18 protein-coding genes, 1 tRNA gene and 1 pseudogene are annotated in these 22149 nt (G+C 65.4%); 13 read left to right on the top strand and 7 right to left on the bottom strand.

Features of this window, described 5'->3' with window-relative positions; translation table 11 throughout:
• Window positions 1–203: 203 nt before the first annotated feature.
• A pseudogene (locus BM372_RS11750) lies at window positions 204–605 on the top strand (alpha/beta fold hydrolase); the annotation flags it as partial.
• A 272-nt stretch (window positions 606–877) separates the two neighbouring features.
• Here the strand turns inward: BM372_RS11750 and BM372_RS11755 are convergent.
• Both BM372_RS11755 and BM372_RS11760 read right to left on the bottom strand, forming a co-directional pair.
• Entirely contained in the window at window positions 878–1591 is a 714-nt protein-coding gene (locus tag BM372_RS11755) for an SDR family oxidoreductase (protein ID WP_090955412.1), read from the bottom strand.
• Window positions 1592–1658: 67 nt separating this feature from the next.
• Complete coding sequence (locus tag BM372_RS11760) at window positions 1659–2732, bottom strand: alkene reductase (protein ID WP_090955415.1); 1074 nt, start codon at window positions 2730–2732, stop codon at window positions 1659–1661.
• A gap of 168 nt (window positions 2733–2900) precedes the next feature.
• Here BM372_RS11760 and BM372_RS11765 point away from each other — a divergent pair, with 168 nt between their 5' ends.
• Window positions 2901–3503 carry a TetR/AcrR family transcriptional regulator gene (locus BM372_RS11765; protein WP_090955417.1) on the top strand — a complete coding sequence of 201 codons (603 nt, stop codon included), beginning with the start codon at window positions 2901–2903 and terminating at the stop codon, window positions 3501–3503.
• A 280-nt stretch (window positions 3504–3783) separates the two neighbouring features.
• Here BM372_RS11765 and BM372_RS11775 read toward each other — a convergent pair whose 3' ends face one another.
• A complete protein-coding gene (locus tag BM372_RS11775; RefSeq protein WP_090955420.1) occupies window positions 3784–5289 on the bottom strand; it encodes an AAA-type ATPase lid domain-containing protein in 1506 nt (501 codons plus the stop codon).
• Window positions 5290–5451: 162 nt separating this feature from the next.
• On the opposite strand from BM372_RS11775, the gene BM372_RS11780 reads away from it, so the two are divergent.
• The 5 genes from BM372_RS11780 (at window position 5452) to BM372_RS11800 (ending at window position 9159) form a co-directional block, all read left to right on the top strand.
• Entirely contained in the window at window positions 5452–6498 is a 1047-nt protein-coding gene (locus BM372_RS11780) for an amidohydrolase family protein (protein ID WP_090955421.1), read from the top strand.
• Window positions 6495–7313 (top strand): metal-sulfur cluster assembly factor, encoded by an 819-nt coding sequence (locus BM372_RS11785; protein WP_090955423.1) that lies wholly within the window; start codon window positions 6495–6497, stop codon window positions 7311–7313. The genes BM372_RS11780 and BM372_RS11785 overlap by 4 nt, the downstream gene beginning before the upstream one ends.
• Complete coding sequence (locus BM372_RS11790; RefSeq protein ID WP_218160874.1) at window positions 7310–8344, top strand: NAD(P)-dependent alcohol dehydrogenase; 1035 nt, start codon at window positions 7310–7312, stop codon at window positions 8342–8344. The genes BM372_RS11785 and BM372_RS11790 overlap by 4 nt, the downstream gene beginning before the upstream one ends.
• Window positions 8253–8780: a DUF1097 domain-containing protein gene (locus tag BM372_RS21235; protein WP_371261732.1), complete on the top strand. Its 528-nt coding sequence runs from the start codon at window positions 8253–8255 to the stop codon at window positions 8778–8780. The genes BM372_RS11790 and BM372_RS21235 overlap by 92 nt, the downstream gene beginning before the upstream one ends.
• A 61-nt stretch (window positions 8781–8841) precedes the next feature.
• Window positions 8842–9159 carry a putative quinol monooxygenase gene (locus BM372_RS11800; RefSeq protein ID WP_090955427.1) on the top strand — a complete coding sequence of 106 codons (318 nt, stop codon included), beginning with the start codon at window positions 8842–8844 and terminating at the stop codon, window positions 9157–9159.
• A 282-nt stretch (window positions 9160–9441) separates the two neighbouring features.
• Here the strand turns inward: BM372_RS11800 and BM372_RS11805 are convergent, their stop codons facing one another.
• Complete coding sequence (locus BM372_RS11805) at window positions 9442–10029, bottom strand: TIGR03086 family metal-binding protein (RefSeq protein WP_090955430.1); 588 nt, start codon at window positions 10027–10029, stop codon at window positions 9442–9444.
• Between the two features lie 566 nt (window positions 10030–10595).
• Here BM372_RS11805 and fdh point away from each other — a divergent pair.
• The 3 genes from fdh to nrfD all read left to right on the top strand — a co-directional run bounded on the left by fdh (window position 10596) and on the right by nrfD (window position 16131).
• Window positions 10596–13931: a formate dehydrogenase gene (fdh, locus tag BM372_RS11815; RefSeq protein ID WP_256214217.1), complete on the top strand. Its 3336-nt coding sequence runs from the start codon at window positions 10596–10598 to the stop codon at window positions 13929–13931.
• Between the two features lie 104 nt (window positions 13932–14035).
• Entirely contained in the window at window positions 14036–15046 is a 1011-nt protein-coding gene (locus BM372_RS11820) for a 4Fe-4S dicluster domain-containing protein (protein ID WP_090955436.1), read from the top strand.
• A complete protein-coding gene (gene nrfD / locus BM372_RS11825; RefSeq protein WP_090955438.1) occupies window positions 15043–16131 on the top strand; it encodes an NrfD/PsrC family molybdoenzyme membrane anchor subunit in 1089 nt (362 codons plus the stop codon). Before BM372_RS11820 ends, nrfD begins: the two co-directional genes overlap by 4 nt.
• A 33-nt stretch (window positions 16132–16164) precedes the next feature.
• Here the strand turns inward: nrfD and selD are convergent, their stop codons facing one another.
• A complete protein-coding gene (gene selD / locus BM372_RS11830) occupies window positions 16165–17166 on the bottom strand; it encodes a selenide, water dikinase SelD (RefSeq protein ID WP_371261733.1) in 1002 nt (333 codons plus the stop codon).
• Window positions 17167–17229: 63 nt separating this feature from the next.
• Between selD and BM372_RS11835 the strand changes: the two genes are divergently transcribed.
• The 3 genes from BM372_RS11835 (at window position 17230) to selB (ending at window position 20485) form a co-directional block, all read left to right on the top strand.
• Window positions 17230–17324, top strand: a tRNA-Sec gene (locus BM372_RS11835).
• 32 nt (window positions 17325–17356) lie between these two features.
• Window positions 17357–18688 carry an L-seryl-tRNA(Sec) selenium transferase gene (gene selA / locus BM372_RS11840; protein ID WP_090955442.1) on the top strand — a complete coding sequence of 444 codons (1332 nt, stop codon included), beginning with the start codon at window positions 17357–17359 and terminating at the stop codon, window positions 18686–18688.
• Window positions 18689–18691: 3 nt separating this feature from the next.
• The gene (gene selB / locus BM372_RS11845) at window positions 18692–20485 is read left to right on the top strand and encodes a selenocysteine-specific translation elongation factor (protein ID WP_090955444.1); all 1794 of its coding nucleotides are present in this window, start codon (window positions 18692–18694) and stop codon (window positions 20483–20485) included.
• A 208-nt stretch (window positions 20486–20693) separates the two neighbouring features.
• On the opposite strand, the gene BM372_RS11850 is transcribed toward selB, so the two are convergent.
• Both BM372_RS11850 and BM372_RS20460 read right to left on the bottom strand, forming a co-directional pair.
• Window positions 20694–21635: a glycoside hydrolase family 43 protein gene (locus BM372_RS11850; RefSeq protein WP_256214218.1), complete on the bottom strand. Its 942-nt coding sequence runs from the start codon at window positions 21633–21635 to the stop codon at window positions 20694–20696.
• Complete coding sequence (locus tag BM372_RS20460; RefSeq protein WP_143111470.1) at window positions 21625–21945, bottom strand: hypothetical protein; 321 nt, start codon at window positions 21943–21945, stop codon at window positions 21625–21627. The genes BM372_RS11850 and BM372_RS20460 overlap by 11 nt, the downstream gene beginning before the upstream one ends.
• Between the last annotated feature and the right edge of the window lie 204 nt (window positions 21946–22149).

Genomic DNA, 22149 nt, shown 5'->3' on the forward strand with positions numbered 1-22149 from the left:
AGCAGCCTTTCACCTCACAGACCACTCAGGAAGACAACCAGCATGAGCAGCTTCGACACTCCGAACGGCGCTGCCGTCACCTCGTACGCGCAAGCGGCGCACCATCACCGCCGGTGGCGTCACCTACGCCTACCGTGAGCTGGGGCCCAAGGCCGGCATCGCGCCTCCACCGGGCAGGTTCCCGACAGCATCGAGGCAACGGCTGGGACGTCCTCCGCGCGACCCTGACGCGCGCGGACCCTAAGGAGTTCCTGTTCTTCAACCGCAACGCGACCGGCAAGCCCGCCGCGAAGGCGTTCATCAAGCGCCTGCAGGAGCGCACGGCCGACCGCGACAAGCCGGTCAGCACCAAAGCCTTCCAGACGCAGTTGAAGGCAATCCAGAAGTTCGGCCGCTCCGCGCCGTCGGACCTGTCGAAGCTCACCAACCCCACCCTCATGGCCAACGGCGACAACGACCGCATGGTGCCGTCGATGCTGTCCGAGGACCTGCACCGGCGCATCAAGGGATCCGAGCTGATCATCTACCCCGACTCGGGGCACGGCGGGATCTTCCAGTTCCACGACCGATTCTCCCCCGTCGCCGTAGAATTCCTCACCCACTGACCAGCACGTACTGACAAGATTCCGCCAACAGAGCAGAAAGGCACTGTGGCCCTGCCCGCCCGTGAATACGGGCGGGCAGGGCCATGGCGTGGGGCCTCGTTGCGCTGCAGCTGGTGATCACCCCGGCGTGTCAGGCCGACCCCGGATCCACCGATTTTCAGACACCCCCACCCGTTCCGTCGTCTCTTGGGCATCGTGGGCCGCGGCGCCCTTTGGCAGGGATGGTGCCACCGCGCTCACTGTTGGTGAACGCGGTGGCACCGGTTGTTCGCTTATGCGTTCGTGTCCACCAACTGCGGGTAGACCGCTTCGAGGGGTGCGCTGAGTCCGGCCTTGAGCTGGACAGACGTGTCGTCGGCGAGGACCTCGTACTCCCCCGCCTCCATGGCCTCGAATACGGTGCGCACCAGCACGGCCGGGTCGAGCTTCGGGTCAGTGGCGTGCGCGGCCATCGCGGTGTCGACGTATGCGACGTGGACGCCGACGACGTGCACGCCGGCGGGAGCGAGTTCGAGGCGGAGGGAGTTAGTCGCAGACCAGAGGGCGGCTTTGGTGGCGCTGTAGATGCCAGCGACGGCGTACCAGCTCAGGGCCGAGTGGATGTCGATGATCGTCGCTTCGTCCTTTGCTGACAGGACCGGAGCGAATGCGCGGGCTACGAAGAGGGGACCGAGGAAGTTCGTCTCGACGTTGCTGCGGATTTCCTCGTCCGTGTGGGTGAGGACCCCGGGGCTGGGGACCGACGCGCCGGCGTTGTTGATCAGCACAGTCACATCCGGTGCTGCCTCGACCGCTGCCTGGATGGAGGCCGAGTCGGTGATGTCCAGGGCGAGCGGAACGATGCGCTCGTCGTTCCAAGTGCGGGGTGTGCGGGCGGTGGCGTACACCTTTGCGGCTCCCCTGGCGAGGGCTTCGTGCACGAACTGCGTGCCGATCCCGCCGTTGGCTCCGGTGATGAGGACGACAGCTCCGTTGAGTGAGGGCATTAGCGTTTCTTCTTTCTTGTCGGTGCGGGGTATGTAAGGTCGGTGGCGGACGGCTCGCGGCAGACGATTAGGCGTGTGCCAGAGTGGGGTAGTCGATATACCCGGCCGCGCCGCCGCCGTACAGGGTGGCCAGGTCTAGCTCGTTAAGCGCTGCGCCGGTGCGCAGGCGCTCGACAATGTCGGGATTCGCTAGGGCGAATCGGCCGAGCGGCGCGATGTCCGCAAGTCCGGCGTCGATGTCGTCGGCGATTTGCTCGCGGTCGCGCCCGTACCGGACGACGAGGATGGCCGCAGGCCATGCGTCGCGGAAGGACCGCAGCAGTTCATCGTCACCGATGTGGTGTACGTGCAGGTATGCAAGGTCCAGTGTGGCGAGTTCGCCGACCAGGTGGCGGTACTGTGCCCGGACGTCGGCGGGGTCCCCTTCGTTGATTCCGCCGAGCGGGAACGCCGGTGAGATGCGGATTCCGGTCCGGCCTGCGCCGATCTCGTCTGCTACCGCGCGGGCGACATCGACGACGAACCGGGACCGGTTCTCCACGGATCCGCCGTATTCGTCCATGCGGTGGTTCGAGTTCGGCGAGAGGAACTGGTGGAGCAGGTACCCGTTCGCGCTGTGGATCTCCACGCCGTCCGCTCCTGCTGCGATAGCGGAGGCTGCGGCGTGGCGGAACCCGGCGATAGTTGCCTGGATGTCTTCGGCAGCCAACTCACGCGGCACGGGAGTCTTCTGCGGGCCCGTTGGAGTGAACATGTCCTGATCGGCCGAGATCGCCGACGGGCCAACTGGCTGGCGGTGGTGCGCGGTGTTATCCGGGTGCGCCATCCGGCCGACGTGCATCAGTTGGATGAACAGTGCCCCGCCGCCTGCGTGCACCGCATCGGCGACCTTTCGCCATCCCTCGATGTGTTCGGGGGTGTAGATGCCGGGGGTGTTCAGATAGCCCTGGCCGTCCTCGGACGGCTGTGTGCCCTCGGTGATAATCAGCCCGAGTGAGGCACGCTGGCCGTAGTACTCCGCGGCCAGCTCGCCAGGGGTGCCGTCAGGGTTCGCCCGGCTCCGGGTCAGCGGGGCCAGCGCGAGCCGGTGCGGCAGCTCCACACTGCCGAGGGTGAATGGTTGCCAGAGGGAGGAAGTCATGCGTGCGATCCTTTGGGTGGTTGGGTAATAGCGCCACCACCGTGCCGGGCGGAACACTGGGGTTGGGCCCTTGCATGGGAGAATGAAAGAAGAAAATTCAAACCCACACAGTAGTGACTACACTCATAACTGAGTGCAGTCAGAATCTATTCCGGAGGATCCATCACCATGTCTCTCGCCTCCCAGCCGGTCGGACGGCGCGAGCGGAACAAGCAGCAAAAGCTGGACCGCATCACTGCCGCGGCCAGCGAGCTGTTGGCCGCGCACGGCATCGAGGACGTCACGACCCAGCAGATCGCCGACAAAGCGGACATCGGCACCGGGACCCTCTTCCTGTACGCCAAGACCAAAGGCGAACTCCTCCTCCTCGTGCAGAACGCCCACTACGCCGAAGCGCTCCAGCGGGGTCGGGCGGATGCCGAAACCATATCGGATGTCCTCGATGCGGTGCTGGCCATCGTGCGGCCGATCGTGGAATGCAACCGCGTCCAGGTCGACAACGGACGCACTTACCTGCGGGAGATGGTCTTCGGCGATCCCGCGGAGCCCCGACACGCTGAAGCTCTGTCCATCGTCGCGCAGACCGAGGAGGCCATCGCTGCCGTCCTGGGCAGGCAGCCGCTGGTCGGGGCGGATGATGCCGCTACGACGGCCCGCATCATCAGCGCCATCATGTTCCTCAGCATGGCGGCGAGCGTGAACGCCGGATTGAGCATCGACGAGATTGTGCAGGATATCCGGACCCAGGTGGGCGTGCTGCTGTCTCGCTGACGCCTCCGGCAAGACCTTCGACGAAATTCGGCCGCCTGATGCAGGCCTCTTCGGTGCCCCTACATCATCTTTACGGCGAATTCCGGTGCCATCATCGCCGGCGCGCTGCCCTGGATCGCCACCCGCGGTCCGGCGAAAACCGGAGTGCTGAGCCCTTTAGCGTCCCCTAAGGCGGCCACACACCCTAGTTTCTGCTAGGAAAAGCCTTGCGGGCACGCGCAAGGGAGTACAACCGGGTACTGGCTCTTCTTTCGAACCGTACGGACGGGTGCTAGACCTGTTATCTCGGGATTGTGATGCCTAGCCTGGCGATGCGCCGGTAGATGGTCGCCCTGCTGATGCCCAGTTCTGTTGCCGCCCCGCTTACCGTTGCCCCCGGCGTGGAGAGACACCTGACGATTTCGTCACGTTCGACAGATTCAATCCGGCTCAGCTGTAGACGGCGCCCTCCCAGGAGGTAAGAGGGTAGATGGCTGATGTCGATGGTCTCTGTCTGGGCAGCGGCGGCATGGATGACGGTGAAGAGTTCGTCGATGTTTTCCGGCCAACCGTGGGCCATTAGTGCTTTTTCCGCGGCGGTCGTAAAGTCAATTTCTCTCAAACGGGTTTGGCGGGCCGCGTACCTAGCCAAGTGCAGAATATCGTCGCCACGTTCGCGCAGTGCCGGAGTGGAAACCACCGTGTCTACCATGCCTGCCAAAGGAAGCGGGATGTCGTCGAGCCTTGCGGCTGTGACCGCCCATGCGAACATCGGTGCGTTTCCGCTATGGGACACAGGAAGCGACCGAACTGCGCGGACGGCCTGGGAATGGAGTTCTTGCGCTGCCCACGCAGGCAACAGGTCTACGTTCTCGACGATAACAGCGGTTGCTGGCTTGGCCAGTTCGGGGGTCCACAGTGACAGCCAAGCCTCGACGTCACCAGGGGCGGGCACGGCAGCTGAGAGGATGCGACTCCCCGGGTGAACCTGCCGCATTGCCTGTGCCAGCAGCGTCGCGCGCCCCGTACCCTGCTCCCCTACGGCGGCAACAACCCGTCCGGCAGCCAGGGCGTGAGTCGCCTGATCTAGGGCGTTTGTCCAGGCTGACGACATCCTGCGCACTGTTCCGGCCGCCGGTTCGAGTTTGCCCCTCTGGATGCGGAAGACGCCGCCCTTTGGTCCGGCCTTTTCCTTGCGGCCCTGTGACCTTGCGAGCATCAGGGCGGAGGTGTTGCCGGCCGCTGATTCAGCCAACGCCAGCAGCAGTTGCGGGGACGAGCGGGACCATGTGGTGATGTTGACGCTGCCTTCCAGCAATCCACTGACCGGATCGAAGACCGGGACCGCAGCGCAGGTGTAGGTCCGGAGGCTGGCGCTGTAGTGTTCTTCGGCCCGAACAAGGGTCGGGGTACGGTCAGCCAGCGCGAGCCCCATCCCGTTGGTCCCTGCATCTCGTTCGGAAAACGCGAATCCTGGCGCCAAGTGAACCTTATCGAGTGCCCGTAAGAGGGACGTGTCTCCGCTGAGCCTGTTCAGGAGCAAGCCCTCGGCATCGGTGAGCATGAGGCTGAGGGGCTCGTTCTCCAGAGTGCTGTAGAGACCAGTGAGCACTTCCTGGCCGCACTGGAAAAACAGAGAGTCGGTCTCTGCGGAGCCTGCCCACATCGGGTCCACTTCTTCTGGTGAGACCCCGTATTCCTCGCTTCGCTGCCAAGAAGCGAGCAGGCGCTTGGCAGGAATGGCGAGCTGGCCCGCTTTAGGGTTTTGGGCCAGGTTATCAAGCCTCTTTCCCTTGTTCGGCGTCATCGCCGTCCTCCTCATTTCGATAATTCGAGGTTACTGCGTCCTCCCCTCCCCGGCTGAGGAGAACCGTCTCAAAATGAGACACAGACCACATGTTGACAGCTGTTCCCTCGGCCTAGCCTCGATGGTGTCGCGACTACGGCAGTTGCGAGAAGGAGACCAGACATGTACAGCAAAGACGGCGAAAACTACTTCATTGTCGACGCCCACATCGCATTGTGGGACGCCCGCCCGGAAAACCAGCGGAATATCCATGGCAAGCAGTTCATCGATTGCTTCTACGACTACCACCGCAACCTCTCCCCCGACGAGGAACAGTGGTCCTACGAGGAATACCTCTATCAGGGCGGCGCACGCCTTATGAAGGACCTGTTCGAAGACGGGTACGTCGACCATGCCATCTTCCAGCCGGCCTATCTCGGCGCGTTCTACAAAAACGGATTCGCGCAGGTCGAGGAGGCGTACGGCCTCGCCGCCGCCAATCCGGGCAAACTCACGTACAACCACTGCTACGACCCCCGCCACGGCGAGGCAGGCCTTGACCGACTGCGCGCCGACCACGAAAAGATGGGCTTCAAAGGAGTAAAGCTGTACACCGCCGAATGGCACGGCGATTCCCGTGGTTACAAGCTCTCGGATCCTTGGTCCTACCGGTACTTCGAGGAGTGCCGCAAGCTGGGCATCAAGAACATCCACATCCACAAGGGACCAACCATCCGCCCGCTGGACCGGGACGCTTTCGATGTCGCCGACGTCGACCACGCGGCATCGGACTTTACCGACCTGAACTTCATCGTCGAGCACGTCGGCCTGCCCCGGCTGGAAGACTTTTGCTGGATCGCCACCCAGGAACCCAATGTCCATGGCGGACTTGCCGTTGCCATGCCCTTCATGCACACCCGCCCGCGGTATTTCGCCCAGATCATCGGCGAGCTTATCTACTGGCTCGGTGAGGACCGGATCCAGTTCTCCAGCGACTACGCGCTATGGACACCCCGCTGGCTGATCGAGCGCTTCGTGGACTTCCAGATCCCGGAAGACATGACCGAATACGCCCCGCTCACTACCACCCAGAAGAAAAAGATCCTGGGACTGAACGCCGCAAAGATGTACGGCATCCCGGTGCCTGCAGAACTCCAGCTCCCGGATGCGGACGAGACAAAGACAGGACCACGACAGCCCGAACGCGCAGATCTGGCAGGCGTGCGATGACAGCCCTGATCGGCGATCCTGCAGCTGAAACCCAGATGGATGTGACCGAGGAGGACATCCGCCGTGCCTTGGAATCCGTGATCGACCCGGAACTGGATGAACCAATCACCGACCTGGGCTTCATCCGTTCCATTCAGGTCCAAACCGCTGGTGGGGGTGCGCAGGTCGAAGTGCACTTACGCCTGCCCACCTCCTTCTGCTCGCCAAATTTCGCCTACCTCATGGCCTCCGACAGCAAGGACGCCATCTCCGCACTGCCCGCTGTGGCGCAGGTGGTCGTCGAATTGGACGACCACCACGACTCCGACCTCATCAACGCCGGGCTGGCCGCAGACGCAGGGTACCGCGGCACGTTCCTGCACGAAGCTGAGGACAGCCTGGACGAGCTGCGGTGGACGTTCCGCCGCAAGGCCCACACCGCTGCAATGGAACGCTGCCTCACCGACCTCCTTCGTGCCAACGCCGAACTCCTGGAAACGCAGATGGGGACCGTTCGCCTCCGGGACCTTCCGGCCGGAAGAAACAAGCAAGCACTGCTGCGCAGACGCTCAGCGCTCGGCCTGCCCGAGGCTGCGGACTCCATAGTCCTGGTTAACCACGAAGGCCACCCCTATCCACCTGAGGCCGTCCCAATGGCACTTCGCCGGGCACGCTCGACCCGCATCTCCATTGACGGAAACGCGCACTTCTGCCGGGGTCTGCTGCGTACACGCTATGAGGGCTCCGGCGCGGACCAGAGCGCACGGCCCGAGGGTGCCGAGGCCAAAGACCACCACAACCTACTTCCGCTGAAAGTCAAGGAGATTCACTCATGAGCACCATGCGAGCCGTCCAGGTAGTCGGCTACCACGAAGGCCTGAAAATGGCAGAAGTGCCGGCCCCTGTAGTCACCGGCCCCCTGGACGTCGTCGTCAGAATCGGCGGCGCCGGCGTTTGCCGCACCGACCTGCACATTCTCGAAGGACAGTGGGCCGAAAAATCCCAGGTTCACCTCCCCTACACCATCGGCCACGAGAACGCCGGATGGGTGCACGCAGTCGGTAGCGCCGTCACCAACGTGAAGGAAGGCGACAAAGTCATCCTGCACCCACTCATCACCTGCGGTCTCTGCCGCGCCTGCCGTTCCGGCGACGACGTGCACTGCGAGCAGAGCAAGTTCCCCGGCATCGACACCAGCGGCGGGTACGCAGAATACCTTCTGACATCCGCCCGATCGGTCGTAAAAATCGACGACTCGCTGGAGCCCGCCGACGTCGCGGCACTGGCCGACGCCGGCCTGACCGCCTATCACGCAGCCGCCAAAGCGGCCAAGCGCCTGACGGCCAGGGACACCTGCGTCGTCATCGGCGCAGGTGGATTGGGGCACATCGGAATCCAGGTTCTCACAGCGCTCACGCCGGGCCGCATCATTGTCGTCGACCGTAACGCTGCCGCCCTGGACCTTGCCAAGGAAATCGGGGCGCACGAAGGCGTTCTGGCCGACGGAACCCAGGTCGAGCAAGTCCTTGCGCTGACCGATGGCAAAGGAGCTGAGGCACTCATCGACTTCGTCGGTGAGGGCGGCGCGACCGCCCAGGGCGTCGCCATGCTGCGCCGGGCCGGAGATTACTATGTGGTGGGCTACGGCGAGAACATCAACGTCCCCACTATCGACATTGTCTCGGCCGAGATCAACATCATCGGCAACCTCGTCGGCTCCTACAACGACCTCCAGGACCTCATGGCGCTGGCAGCACGCGGCGCCGTCACGCTTCATACCCAGAAATACGCCCTGGACGACTTCCAGCAGGCAATCAGCGACCTCGACGCGGGCAAGGTCCGCGGCCGGGCCATCCTCGTGCCCTAGCAGCCAACCTTGGGGGAATACGACACACCTCAAAGAGAGTAGACACGTTTTCTTCGCCGCAGGAGGAGGTGCACCCGGATTTGCCAAGGGACTGGCGTCCAACCTCTCCGGCGTCACGTACGGGTGGCTGATAGCACTGCTGACCAGCATGGCAGACTTCCCCGGCATGCTCGCCATTGGTGTATCCGTCGCAGCCCTGGCCATGTGCCTGCAAGCAGGGTGGGCACCACTGTCCTTTATCCCCGGCGCCTTCGCAGGGACAGCGGTGTTCTTCGGAGCACAGCTGTCATTCTGGCCCACCACAGTTTCCCTCATCATCGGCACCGGCCTCGGATGGCTTTCAGCCTTACTCGGAGACCGCATACAGACTCTCGTCAGCAAACCCCGCCGTGTGCCTCCCACAGACGACCCAAGCCGTCCCGTCCGCACAGCCTAAGAAAACGATCCCATCGGAACGGGCTACCGCCGTGCCCACCTGCCTCACCAAAGGACCTAGATTGATTTTCATCACCGCAAAATTTCCAGTAAAACCAGAGCACGCCAACAACTGGGCCGACATCACCAAGGACTTCACCGAAACCACGAACGCAGAAGAAGGCTGCCTCGTCTTCGAATGGTCACGCTCTCTCGAAGACCCCAATACCTACGTGTTAGTGGAAGCCTTCCGCGACGACGAGTCCGGTTCCAAACACGTGCAGTCGGCCCACTTCAGAAAAGCCACCACCGAACTTCCCACCTACCTTTCTGCGACGCCCGACATAATCAACGTCAGAGTCGAAGGCTGGTCAAAGCTGGGCGAAATGGCAGTCGACTAAACCCAACTCCTACATAGGACTCGTGGCTGCATGAACTCGTGTCAGCAGAAATAGGCACGGAGGAAGCCCGCAACTAGCAACGGCATCATCTGGTCACGGGTGTGGACACCGTACACGCCACCTTCGGCCGGGCATACAGCCGCATTGACCAACCGCGCCAGGATGCGTTTTGTTGCAGATGCCCATCGGAAACCTTCCCTCTGTCCAGCATCGCACCCCGGTTACCCGCCGCGAACCCCTGCAGCAGCCTGAGGATGGGATGACAACGTCCGAGGCGGGTGTTCAGGTCTCCGGCCGCCAGCGCGGGTCCCGTCCGGCCAGCCCCAGCACCCGCTCGAACTGTCCGGCTCCTTCGCCGACGGCAATGCGCGGGCCGAACAGTCCGTTCCGTGCGTCGGGGTCGTCCGGGATGCCGGCGCAGAACGCCTCGACCGCGTCGAGGGCCTCCGGTTCCGGCTCGTAGCCCTGTCCCGTGGCCACGGCCAGGTCCCAGCCGTGCAGCACCACCTCATCGAGGGCGACCAGTCCCGCGTCCTCGGCGGGCATGGTCACGCCGCCGGCCGCCGTCGTGCCGGCCCACGCCCCGGTTTCCTTCCACGCCGCGGCGAGCTCTTCGAGGCGTGCCGGGATGAGCTCGCGCCAATTCGCTGGAAGGACGAGACCGCTGGGGTCGGGCGGCGTGTTGGTGGTGGGGCCATTGATCTTCCGCGCCGCATCGCGGAACGCGATGGCCAGGCCGTGCAGGTGGGCCAGCATCAGACGTACCGGCATGTCCTCGCAGGGCGTGGGCGCGTCGAGCTGGGCGTCCTCGGTGCCGCGCACCAGGTCGGCGACCAGTCTCGTGCTCCCGATAAGATCGATGGTAGACATTAGCGACCTCCATCCGCCGGTTCACCCCCAGACTAGGGACGTCCCCTGCGGTTGTCGACTCCGTTCCTGCGCTCCATGCGGAGCGCGTCCGGCCTGGCCGGCCCAGTACATCGACCGGCCCCGGCCCGAGCACGAGGGGCCGGACACGCCGTCGACGCCATGACATGGGCGCTGGAGCACCTGGACGAGTCGCTGGGCGTATCCCGCAAAAACCCCCTCTGACGAGGGGGAATGCTGTGCCCGAGGTGGGACTCGAACCGGGCGCCTCCCCTTGAAAACCGCCACTCCCCCGCAAACCTCGCCGATCCGGCGAGGTCCGGCACCGGTACAACCGAGTCCGGAGCACAGGTGTGCACATTGTGCACCCCTTATTTTGCTTTGGTGCGCCGGAGCCGACGCCGGAGCCGCAATCCTGGTCTGCTGCCCGCGGCTTCCTTCCATACGATCGCAAGGAACTCCGGCCGCCTTAGCGCGCGAAATGCGGGTCACAGGTCGCCATCGCTGTCTCCGCGGTAAATTTCATCGCGTCTCTGCCACTGCGGCCTTGGTTGGGATATGCTCCTGCCATGGCACGGCGCAGTTTTCTTCAATGGCCGGTCGTCCGGCAGCTGAGTACGGGCGATCTGCTGGGCCGCGGGCCGGCAGTAACCTCCCCGCAGACGAGGACTATCACGCCGCGGACGGCCACTGCGGACCGAGTGGTGCAGAGTGTGTGCCCCTACTGCGCCGTGGGCTGTGGACAGCGGGTCTACGTCAAGGACGAGAAAGTCGTTCAAATCGAGGGTGACCCGGATTCGCCCATCTCCCGCGGCCGGCTGTGCCCCAAGGGCTCGGCCAGCGAGCAGCTGGTCAACTCACCGGGCCGGCAAACCGGAGTGCTCTACCGTGCGCCACGCTCCACTGAGTGGCAGCAGCTTGATCTCGCGACAGCCATCGACATGGTGGCTGACCGGTTCATCGAGACCCGCCGCAGGACGTGGCAGCAGGAAGACGAAAAGGGACGGTTGCTGCGCCGCACCATGGGCATAGCCTCCTTGGGCGGGGCAACCCTGGACAACGAAGAGAACTACTTGATCAAGAAACTCTTCACGGCTGCCGGGGCAGTGCAAATCGAGAACCAAGCGCGCATTTGACACTCCGCCACGGTTCCCAGTTTGGGAGCCTCGTTTGGACGCGGTGGTGCGACTCAATCACTGCAAGACATGGCCAACGCCGACTGCATCATCATCCAGGGTTCCAACATGGCCGAATGCCATCCTGTGGGGTACCAGTGGGTGGCGGAGGCCAAGGCCCGTGGAGCGAAGGTCATCCACGTCGATCCCCGGTTCACGCGCACCTCCGCGGTCGCGGACAAGCACATTCCGATCCGGGCCGGCTCTGACGTTGTTCTTCTGGGCGCGCTGATTAACTACGTCCTGACCCACGACCTGTGGTTCAAGGAGTACGTGAGCGCCTACACCAACGCGGCCACGCTGGTTCACGCCGATTACCGCGACGCCGAAGACCTCGGCGGGCTTTTTAGCGGCTTCGATCCTGAGACGGGAGCGTATGACACTGCATCATGGGCGTACGCGGAACAAGGCGGCGACAGCATCGATGATCCTGGGGCTGGCACGGAACACGGCTCCGATGCTTCGGCCCGTGCCGCTGGCCACCAGTTTGGCAGCGGAGGTCCGCCCCTGGAGCACGCCCAGGTGCAGCGTGACGATACCCTGCAGGACCCCCGGACGGTCTTCCAGATCCTGAAACGGCATTACGCCCGTTACACCCCGGAGATGGTCCAGGACATGTGTGGCATCGACGTCAGGGACTTCGAGTATCTGGCCCACGCCATAACGGAAAACTCGGGGCGCGAACGGACAACCTGCTTCGCCTACTCCGTCGGCTGGACCCAGCACTCGCTGGGAGCGCAGTTCATCCGCTCAGCCGCCATCCTGCAACTTTTGCTTGGGAACGTGGGCCGCCCGGGCAGCGGAATCATGGCCCTGCGCGGTCATGCCAGCATCCAAGGCTCCACGGACATTCCGACCCTGTTCAACCTGCTGCCCGGGTACTTGCCAATGCCCAGTGCCGGCCGCCATGACACCCTCAGCGAATATCTGGAAGCCATCGCGTCCAAGAAGCAGAAGGGTTATTGGACGGATGCCGACTCCTACACCGTCAGCCTGCTGAAAGCCTGGTGGGGCGATGCCGCGAGGGCGGAGAACGACTGGGCCTACGACTACCTTCCGAGACTGAACGGCGCGCACGGTACCTACGAGACTGTGATGAGCATGCTTGAGGACAAGGTGGAGGGTTACTTCTTGCTCGGACAGAACCCTGCAGTGGGCTCGTCTAACGGCCGGATGCAACGCATGGGCATGTCGCACCTGAAGTGGCTGGTGGTCCGTGACTTGAATCTCATCGAGTCGGCGACCTGGTGGAAAGACGGCCCGGAGATCGAATCGGGGGAACTGCGCACCGAGGACATCGAGACCGAGGTGTTCTTCATGCCTGCGGCAACCCACGTGGAGAAGGCTGGCTCGTTCACGCAGACCCAACGGCTGCTGCAATGGCGGCACCAGGCGGTCGCCCCGCCCGGGGAGTGCCAGAGTGAGTTGCAGTTCTTCTTCCAGCTTGGCCAGCGGATCCGGGAGAAGTTGGCTGGTTCGGAGGACGAACGCGACCGTCCGCTGCTCGACCTGACCTGGGATTATCCCACCGACGAACATGGAGATCCGGACGCCGAGGCGGTGCTTGCCGAGATCAACGGTCGTCACCTCAACGGCCCGGATGCGGGCAAACCCCTCTCCGCGTATACAGAGCTCCGCGCCGACGGTTCCACATCGGCGGGCTGCTGGATCTACACCGGCGTGTACGCCGACGGCATCAACCATGCCGCCAACCGGAAACCCGGCCAGGAGCAGGGCCCCGCGGCCTCTGAATGGGGCTGGGCGTGGCCGGCCAACCGCCGGATCCTCTACAACCGGGCGTCGGCCGACCCGGCAGGCAAGCCGTGGAGCGAGCGGAAGAAATACGTCTGGTGGGACCAGGAAAAGGGCCGTTGGGTCGGAGACGATGTTCCCGACTTCCCGGTTGACCGGGCACCGGGCAGCCAACCCGACCCAGACCTCGGCGGCGCTGCCGCCCTCACCGGAGATGATCCATTCATCATGCAGGCGGACGGCAAGGGCTGGTTGTTTGCCCCAAAGGGCGTCGTCGACGGTCCCCTTCCCACCCACTACGAACCGCAGGAATCGCCAGTGGCCAACGCGCTTTACCCGCAACAGCAAAATCCGGCGCGGCTAGTGTTCCCCCGTGCGGATAACCTCAGCGCACCAAGCGCCGGTACCCCTGGCGCGGACGTGTATCCCTACGTCTTCACCACGTACCGCCTCACCGAGCACCACACGGCAGGCGGCATGAGCCGCTGGTTGCCATACCTCTCGGAGCTGCAACCGGAAATGTTCTGCGAGGTCTCACCCGAGCTGGCCGCCGAGCGCGGACTTGAGCCCTACGGGTGGGCCACTATTATTTCGGCCCGCTCCGCCATCGAGGCGAAGGTGCTTGTCACTGACCGGATGAGGCCCCTGGCCGTTGGGGGTCACACCGTGCATCAGATCGGACTGCCCTACCACTGGGGCGTCGGCAGTAATGCCGTCGTCAGCGGTGACGCGGCCAACGATCTGCTGGGCGTGACGCTGGATCCCAACGTCCAGATCCAGGAATCCAAGGTGGCCTCCTGCGACATCCGTCCGGGCCGCCGGCCCCGGGGCGAGGAACTGCTTGCCTTGGTTTCTGAGTATCAGGCGCGGGCCGGAGTGACCATCGAGACCGGTAATCGCGCCGTCACCAATCCGGCTCTGGAAGGCATCGAACCAGGCCCAGGTGAGGGCGGCCGTGCCGCTGGTGGGCCGGGATGATGAAAATGACCGCTACTGCTTTAGCCGAAGCACACATTGCACCGCCCGGACAGCCCCTGCCTACCGGCAGCGTTCCGGGTACCGACTCAAAGTTGGAGGACTAGATGGGCCAGCTATCCGGGCCGACCGACCCCACCGCCGATGCCCACTGGGAGCACAGCCATCCGCGCAAGGGGTTCTTCACTGACACCTCGATCTGCATCGGCTGCAAGGCCTGTGAAGTTGCCTGCAAGGAGTGGAACCACAACCCGCAGGACGGAAACCTGGAACTGCTCGGATCCTCCTACGACAACACCGGTTCGCTCGGCGCCAGCACCTGGCGCCATGTCGCCTTCATCGAACAAGGCCAGGAACGCATCACTGAGGCGCGGGAGACCGGGCGCGCCCTCGTCAACCTGGGCATGCCCCGCATCGGCCCTCCCGCCCCGGCAGCGCCCGCGGCGACGGACCTGGCAGAGGCGGATACGACGCCCCCGGACACCGCCGACTTCCGGTGGCTGATATCCTCGGACGTCTGCAAGCACTGCACACATGCGGGATGCTTGGACGTCTGCCCCACCGGAGCGCTGTTCCGCACTGAGTTTGGCACGGTGGTGGTGCAGGACGACGTCTGCAACGGCTGCGGAACCTGCGTGGCCGGGTGCCCCTTCGGCGTGATCGAGCGCCGCAGCAATGGCACGGTCAAAGTCGCCACAAGCAGGGAAGAACAGCACACCGAACATCCCGCGGTCCCCAACGTCGGCGTCGCCCAGAAGTGCACGCTCTGCTACGACCGCCTGGTCGCCGATGAAACGCCCGCCTGCGCTAAAGCCTGCCCGACGACGTCGATCAAGTTCGGCAACCACGACGACATGGTGGAGACGGCCCGGGAACGGGTCGCCGGCCTGCACGCGCAAGGACTCACCGAGGCGAGGCTCTATGGCGCAAACGAACTCGACGGCGTCGGCGGCACCGGATCGGTCTTCCTCCTGCTTGACGAACCGGAGGTTTACGGACTCCCGCCGGACCCAAGGGTGCCCACCGCCGACTTGCCGCGGATGTACCGGCGGGCCGGTATGGCCGTAGCGGGCATGGTCGCCGCAGCTGCAGTGGCTTTCCTGAAAGGACGCGCGTGACCACCTCCGAGTTCGACAGCTTTCGGCCGCCCGAGCCTGCCCGCCGTCGTCGGCCCGGCGGCAAACGCGGCACGGGCCGTCGTAACAGCGGTGATGGCTCCCGCGAAATGCCGATGGTTCCGGAGCCGGAATTCACCTCGTACTACGGTCGTCCGGTGGTCAAGCCGGCGCCCTGGGGTGACGACGTTGCCGCCTACCTGTTCCTTGGCGGTGTCGCAGCGGGTTCCGCACTGCTTGGCCTCGGCGGTCAGCTGACCCGACGGCCGATACTGCGCCGAAATGCCCGGTTGAGTGCCCTAACAGCAGTGAGCCTCGGTGCTGTTGCCTTGGTGAAGGACCTGGGCAGGCCGGAACGCTTTTTGAATATGCTGCGGACCATCAAGGTAACCTCGCCGATGAGTGTGGGCTCGTGGATTCTCAGTGCGTTCAGCGCCGGCGCCGCCGTCTCGGCCGTGGCGGAAATCGATCGGATGAGCGGGGCGCGGTTGCCGCTCGGCCCGCTGCGGACCGTGCTGCAGGCGGTCGAGGGGCCGGCCGGCTTTGAGGCCGCGTTTTTCGCCGGCCCACTGGCGGCGTACACGGCGGTCCTGCTCGGTGACACAGCCACACCGACGTGGAACGCCGCGCACGAGGAATTGCCTTTCGTCTTCGTGAGTTCGGCGGCCCTCGCCTCTGCCGGGCTCGCCATGGTCACAACTCCGGTGCACGAGGCAGGTCCCGCCCGAAAACTTGCCGTGCTCGGCGTGGCCGGTGACGTCATCGCCATGCGCGTGATGGAACACCGGATGGACCCGGTGGCAGCCGAGCCCCTGCACCAGGGCAAGGCGGGCGCCATGCTCAAATGGAGCGAGCGGCTGGCTGCCGCCGGTGGCTTGGGGACGCTGCTGGCCGGACGTAACCGGGCCGTGGCCGCAGCTTCGGGACTGGCACTGCTGGCCGCCTCGGCCCTGACCCGGTTCGGCGTATTCGAGGCGGGCCTTGCCTCGGCCAGGGATCCGCGCTACACCATCGAACCGCAGAAGAACCGGCTCGCCGCCCGCCGCGCGGCTGGCATCACCGGGGATTCAATCACCACAGCCGGCTGACCGGGCTGCGGCGGTTTTGCGGATAGCGGGGGTTCAGCGGACCTCGATGCCCTGGCCCACGACCGTGTGCCCGATCACAGGATGTCCGGGCAATTCGCCGACGACAAGCAGGCCGCCCGAGGTCTGTGCATCGGCAAGAAGGAGCAAATCGTCTTCGGTGACGCCGGCAGCGACCTTTAGCTGCGGTCGAACCCAATCGAGATTGCGCCGGGTCCCGCCGGAAACAAAGCCATCCCGCAGAGCCTGCCGGGCGCCGTCGACGACTGGTACGGCCTTCCGATCGATTACTGCCCCCACTCCGGAGGCGCGGCACATCTTGTACAGATGCCCAAGCAGGCCGAAGCCCGTGACGTCCGTGGCCGCACGCAGGCCGGCCGCCACCGCCTCCCCGGCCGCGTCGCGATTGAGGCGAGTCATTGTCGCTACCGCCTCGGCGAACACTTCACCGGTCTGCTTGTGCCGGTTATTGAGCAGTCCGACGCCGATGGGCTTGGTCAGCGTGAGCGGCAACCCGGGCTTGGCGGCGTCGTTGCGCAGCAACCGGGCGGGATGGGCGACGCCTGTTACTGCCATCCCGTATTTCGGCTCCGGATCGTCAATGGAGTGCCCGCCAATCACCGGGCAGTCGGCCTCCGACGCGATGCTCAGGCCGCCACGGAGGACTTCAGTCATCAACTCCAGTGGCAGCACGCCGCGGGGCCAGCCGACGAGGTTGATCGCCATGATCGGGCGCCCGCCCATCGCGTAAATGTCCGAGAGCGCATTGGCGGCCGCGATCCGACCCCAGTCAAAAGCGTCGTCGACGACGGGAGTGAAGAAGTCGGCGGTGGAGAGTACCGCGAGGTCATCGCGCACCAGGACGGCTGCTGCGTCGTCACCGCTGTCGAGACCAACCAGCACATCCGCGCCGGGTTGGCCGGTGAGGCCGCGAACCGCTTCTTCGAGCTCCCCGGGCGGAATTTTGCACGCGCACCCACCACCGTGGGCATAGCCGGTGAGTCGCACAGCGTCGGCGCCGTCGTGAAGCTGCGGAATAGACGTTTGGGTCTCGTTCACTCCCCTAGCGTACCCCGGTGGTCCATCTGCTAAATTGAACGAGGTGGCGTCCGGGTCCTGGTGGGCCCCCCGGTCTTCAAAACCGGTGAGGCTGAGTATCTCGGCCTGGCGGGTTCGATTCCCGTCCGCCTCCGCCAACCACCGGCGCGCCGCGGAACGAGGAGGGACTGTGGACCAGGTCGATCCGCGCCGCCTGATTCCGCGCACCGATGACCTGCTGGCCCTGCCGGCCGTTCGGGCGGCCGGGAAGCGCCTGAGCGGACGCGTCATCCGCGAACTCGTCCGGCAGGCCCAGGAACAGGCGCGGCGCGGTGAGCTCGCTCCCGGCCAGGTGGAACCGGCCCTGCTGGCCGCCGTCGCGGCGTGCTCGGCCACAACCCTACGCCCGGTGCTCAACGCAACCGGCGTCATTGTCCACACCAATCTCGGTCGCGCCCCGCTCTCCGCGGGTGCGGTTGAAGCACTTGTCGCAGCCAGCGGCTACGTCGACGTGGAGCTCGATCTGGCGACCGGCAGCCGCTCCCGCCGCGGCGCCGGTGCCCGGGCTGCCCTGCTCGCCGCCTGTCCCGCTGCCGAGGACGCGCTGGTGGTCAACAACGGGGCCGCCGCGCTGGTGCTCGCCACCACAGCCCTCGCCGCCGGCCGGGAAGTGGTGGTGAGCCGCGGGGAACTGGTTGAGATCGGTGCCGGCTTCCGGCTGCCGGACCTGATCGAATCGACCGGCGCGACGCTGCGCGAGGTGGGCACCACCAACCGGACGCACCTGCGGGACTACGCCGACGCCCTCGGACCGGCAACCGGGTGCGTACTCAAGGTCCACCCGAGCAACTTCCGCGTCGATGGATTCACCTCCGCTGTTCCACTGGGCGAACTGAGCCCGCTGGCCGCGGCGCACGGGGTTGCACTGGTCGCCGACCTGGGCAGTGGACTGCTGGCGCCCGACCCGCACCTGCCGGAAGAACCGGATGCTGCCACCGCGTTGGCCAGCGGGGCCGACGTCGTCATCGCCAGCGGTGACAAACTCCTGGGTGGACCGCAGGCGGGTTTGCTGCTCGGTCGCGCGGAGATCATCACGCGGCTGGCACGCCACCCGCTCGCCCGCGCCCTTCGGGCCGACAAACTTGCCCTGGCCGCGCTGGAGGCGACGGTCGCGGGCGGATCACCGCCGGTTGTCCAGGCGTTGCACGCGGACCTGGGACAGCTGCGGAGCCGTACCGACCGGCTCGCCGAGGCCCTCGGGGTGCCTGTCGTCGCGCACGAAGGCCGGGTGGGCGGTGGCGGAGCACCCGGTGTTGCCCTGCCCGGATGGGCGCTCCGGCTCCCCGAAGCGCTTGCCGGCCCCTTGCGTACCGGCGACCCGGCAGTGCTCCCGCGCGTCCATGACGGCTCCTGCCTGCTCGACCTGCGCTGCGTGCCCGACGGGGACGATGACCGGATTCTCGACGCGGTACGCCAGGCGCTGGCAACCCTTGACCGTGCGGACGCAGGCAGGGCGGGCTGAGCCGTGCATGTCGTTGCCACCGCCGGACACGTCGATTCCGGTAAGAGCACGCTGGTGCGTGCGCTTACCGGCATGGAGCCGGACCGTTGGGAGGAAGAGCGGCGCCGCGGGCTGACCATCGACCTCGGTTACGCCTGGACCACGTTGCCGTCCGGGCGGGACGTTGCCTTCGTAGACGTACCGGGCCACGAACGCTTCCTGGGTAACATGCTTGCCGGTATCGGGCCGGCGCCCGTCGTCTGCTTCGTCGTCGCTGCCGATGAGGGCTGGCAGGCGCAGTCAAGCGATCACCGGGACGCCGTCGCTGCGCTGGGAATTGAGTATGGCGTCGTGGTCCTCAGCCGGGTCGACCGGGCACCCGGGAGGGTTGGCGACGTGCTGGCCCGGACCCGCAGAGAGCTAGCTGGAACAGGCCTGCAGGACGCGCCCGCAGTTGCGGTGTCTGCCACCGAGGGTACCGGCCTCGCAGAATTGCGTGCCACGCTCGACGGCGTACTGGCCCGGGTACCTTCCCCCACCACCACAGGGCGGCTCCGATTGTGGGTGGACCGCTCGTTTACCATCACCGGTTCCGGAACCGTGGTGACCGGAACACTGGCAGCGGGAACGCTCGTTCAGGGTGACCGGCTGCAGCTGCTCGGCCACGATGGTTCCCGGCCCGTCGTGGTCCGTGGCCTCCAAAGCCGCGACACGTCGTACTCCTCGCTGGGGCCGGTCAACCGGGTGGCCCTGAACCTGCGTGACGTTTCCGCCGCTGACGTCCGCCGCGGGGACGCGCTGCTTACCCCCGAGGCGTGGCCCATTACGGGCGTTCTGGGCATCCACCGCGTTACCGGCGTGGCCTACACGGATGTGCCGGAGCAGCTCATGGTGCATGCCGGCACTGCTGCCGTGCCGGCCCGGCTGCGTCCTTTTGGTGCAGACCACGCCCGGCTCGTCCTCGACAGGCGCCTGCCGCTCGTTCTCGGAGACCGTCTGGTGTTGCGGGACCCCGGGAGCCGCTCGGTGCTGGGCGGGGCACAGGTACTCGACGCCGATCCCCCGGCCTTGCGGCGGCGCGGTGACGGCGTCCACTGGGCGGAGCGGCTTGCAGGCCTGAATGCCGCCGGGGACGTGCTGGGCGAAGTGGCAGGCCGCGGGGCCGTGCAGGAACAACACCTGCGTCGGCTCGGGCTGCTGTCAGGGGACGACGCGGAGGCGCCCTCCGGTGTCCTGGTTTTGGGCGATTGGTGGGTGCATGCTCCCGTCTTCGAGGCGTGGCAGCACCGGTTGCGCACGGCCCTTGAGGTGCTGCATGAGCGCGATCCCTTGGCACCGGGCCTTTCCCAGGGCGCGGCACGGGACCTGCTCAAGTTGCCCGATGAGAGGCTTCTTGCCCCCGTCGTGCGCGATGCAGGTCTAGAACAGGAGGGCGGGCACGTTCGGCTGCCCGGCAGCCATGCCAACCTTGGCGCCGTCGGGTCCGCTGTCGCCGAGTTGGAGCGCAGGCTTGCCGAAGACGCGTTCCACGCCCCGGAAGCCGATGAGTTGGCCGCGCTGGGCTTGGGCGTCCGCGAGCTGGCTGCCGCCGAGCGGGCCGGGCGCTTGCTGCGGTTGCGCGACGGGGTGGTGCTCCTGCCTACGGCGCCGGCCTTCGCCATGCGCGAGCTGGCCCGCCTGGAGCAGCCCTTCACCACGAGCCAGGCACGCCAGGCACTTGGAACAACACGACGGGTGGCGGTTCCGCTGCTCGAATATCTCGACTCGCGCGGCTGGACGCGCCGCCTTGATGCGGGTCATCGCACGGTGGCGCGTTGACCCGTCTAAAGGAAGTTTTCGAGGCGGATCACCCGCCGAATGCGCTAATCAACGCCGAGACCGGACATTCCCAGGACCGTGATGGTCGAAACAATGACGCTGCGGCGCAGCTTGCCACAGCCCGTTGAGGCGTCGCCGAAGACCTTGACCGCTCCCGGTCAGGCTCGGACGCTACACACTCGGCTTGTCCGCGACTACCCGGAATTCATCACAGGATCCGGACCCGCGCCCCCTTGATCTCCACCTCGGTGAGCTTGACACTTTCGTCAGGAGGGTTGTTGGGCCAGTGGAAGACCAAGTAGCCCTTTCCCTTGGAGGTGCGGAGGATCATGCCGTGGCCGCCGTTGCTGGACCACAGGGGCCGGTCGTGCTGCATCCAGGGCCCCGTGATGGTTCCACTTTCTGATTCGGCGATGCCCATCGCGTATCCTGCGTCCCCGTGGCTCGACCACAGCATCAGCAGCGACCCCTCGGGCGATCGGATGAGAAAAGGACCATCGGTGAACATCGGGTCCTTGGCAAGGTTCAGGCCCTCCGGTGGTTCGACCCCGTCCGGGAACTGCAGTGGCCTGCTCCAACCTGCCGATGAAGCTGCGAACAACAGGATTGGCTCACCCACGCCAGCTTTTAGGTCTTGTGACAGGCGGAGCGCGTACATCTCGCCGTCAGAGATTCCTGCTTTGTCGGGTGTCCCCTCCGCGCCGCGGCTGTAGAGCAACCAGGGGACAGAGCCGTCATCAACGAAAAGCGTTCCGTCGAGGCTTGGCTCCGACACCGGTGTCACGGGTCCATCGCTCCACGGCTCGTAAGGGCCTGTGGGGTGGTCCGCGACCAGGACTGCGACTCCGCGGGGGTGCGCGCCGGTGGAGGTGGCGAATGTGGCGAGCATGAAGAACCGTCCGTTAACGGAGTGGACTTCCGGCGCCCAGTACTGGCTGTCCCCCCAGAAGCCGTGCGGGGGGCGGAACGCGGCAATGGGGCCATACCAGTGCTCGAGATCATCGCTGATGTAGCAGTCGAAGCCAGTCGCGGGCCCTCCCCAGACGTTATCGTCGGTGGTCCCGAAAAGGACGAACTCACCTGGAAACGGCTCCAGGATGAACGGATCACGCATCCGAATGTCTTCAAGGCGGAGTTGTTCAGCGGGCATCTGCGTTCCTTTGCTCGGGTTGGCGGCTCACCGCGTCCGGGTGCCCGGCCTGGTTCATGCGCCGATACCAGTCTTGCCGTCTTGGGCAACCGTTTGGAGAATCACTTTCGCCCAATGGAAGCTTTTGCCGCCAGTGCTTTTGATCCTTGGTCCGGCCATCCATGGGATGGTCGGACCGGTTTTTCTCTTGAAGCAGCGCAAGTGGCCGGTCCGAGGGCACGACGGAAAACGCCAGGCCAGGTCGGAGCGTTGAAATCGAGAAGGACTTCATCGACTCGGCAGTGAAGACCTTGTCTGTGCTATAGGTCACGACTGCTATTAGGCGGCAGCACACCCCATTTGACCGTCCCAACTCCCCTCCACCGAACCACCGGCCCCAAGCCGTAGGGGTGCTGCCCGCCTTTAAGTACTGACGCAATTCGGCTGTCTGGAGGTCGGCTAGATCGCCCTGCGTGTGGGCAGACGTCAGCACGTTTTTCGTTGTTCGACAATGCCCGGTTGGCGAGCGGATACT

The sequence above is a fragment of the Arthrobacter sp. ov118 genome (assembly GCF_900116495.1).
Lineage (GTDB): Bacteria > Actinomycetota > Actinomycetes > Actinomycetales > Micrococcaceae > Arthrobacter.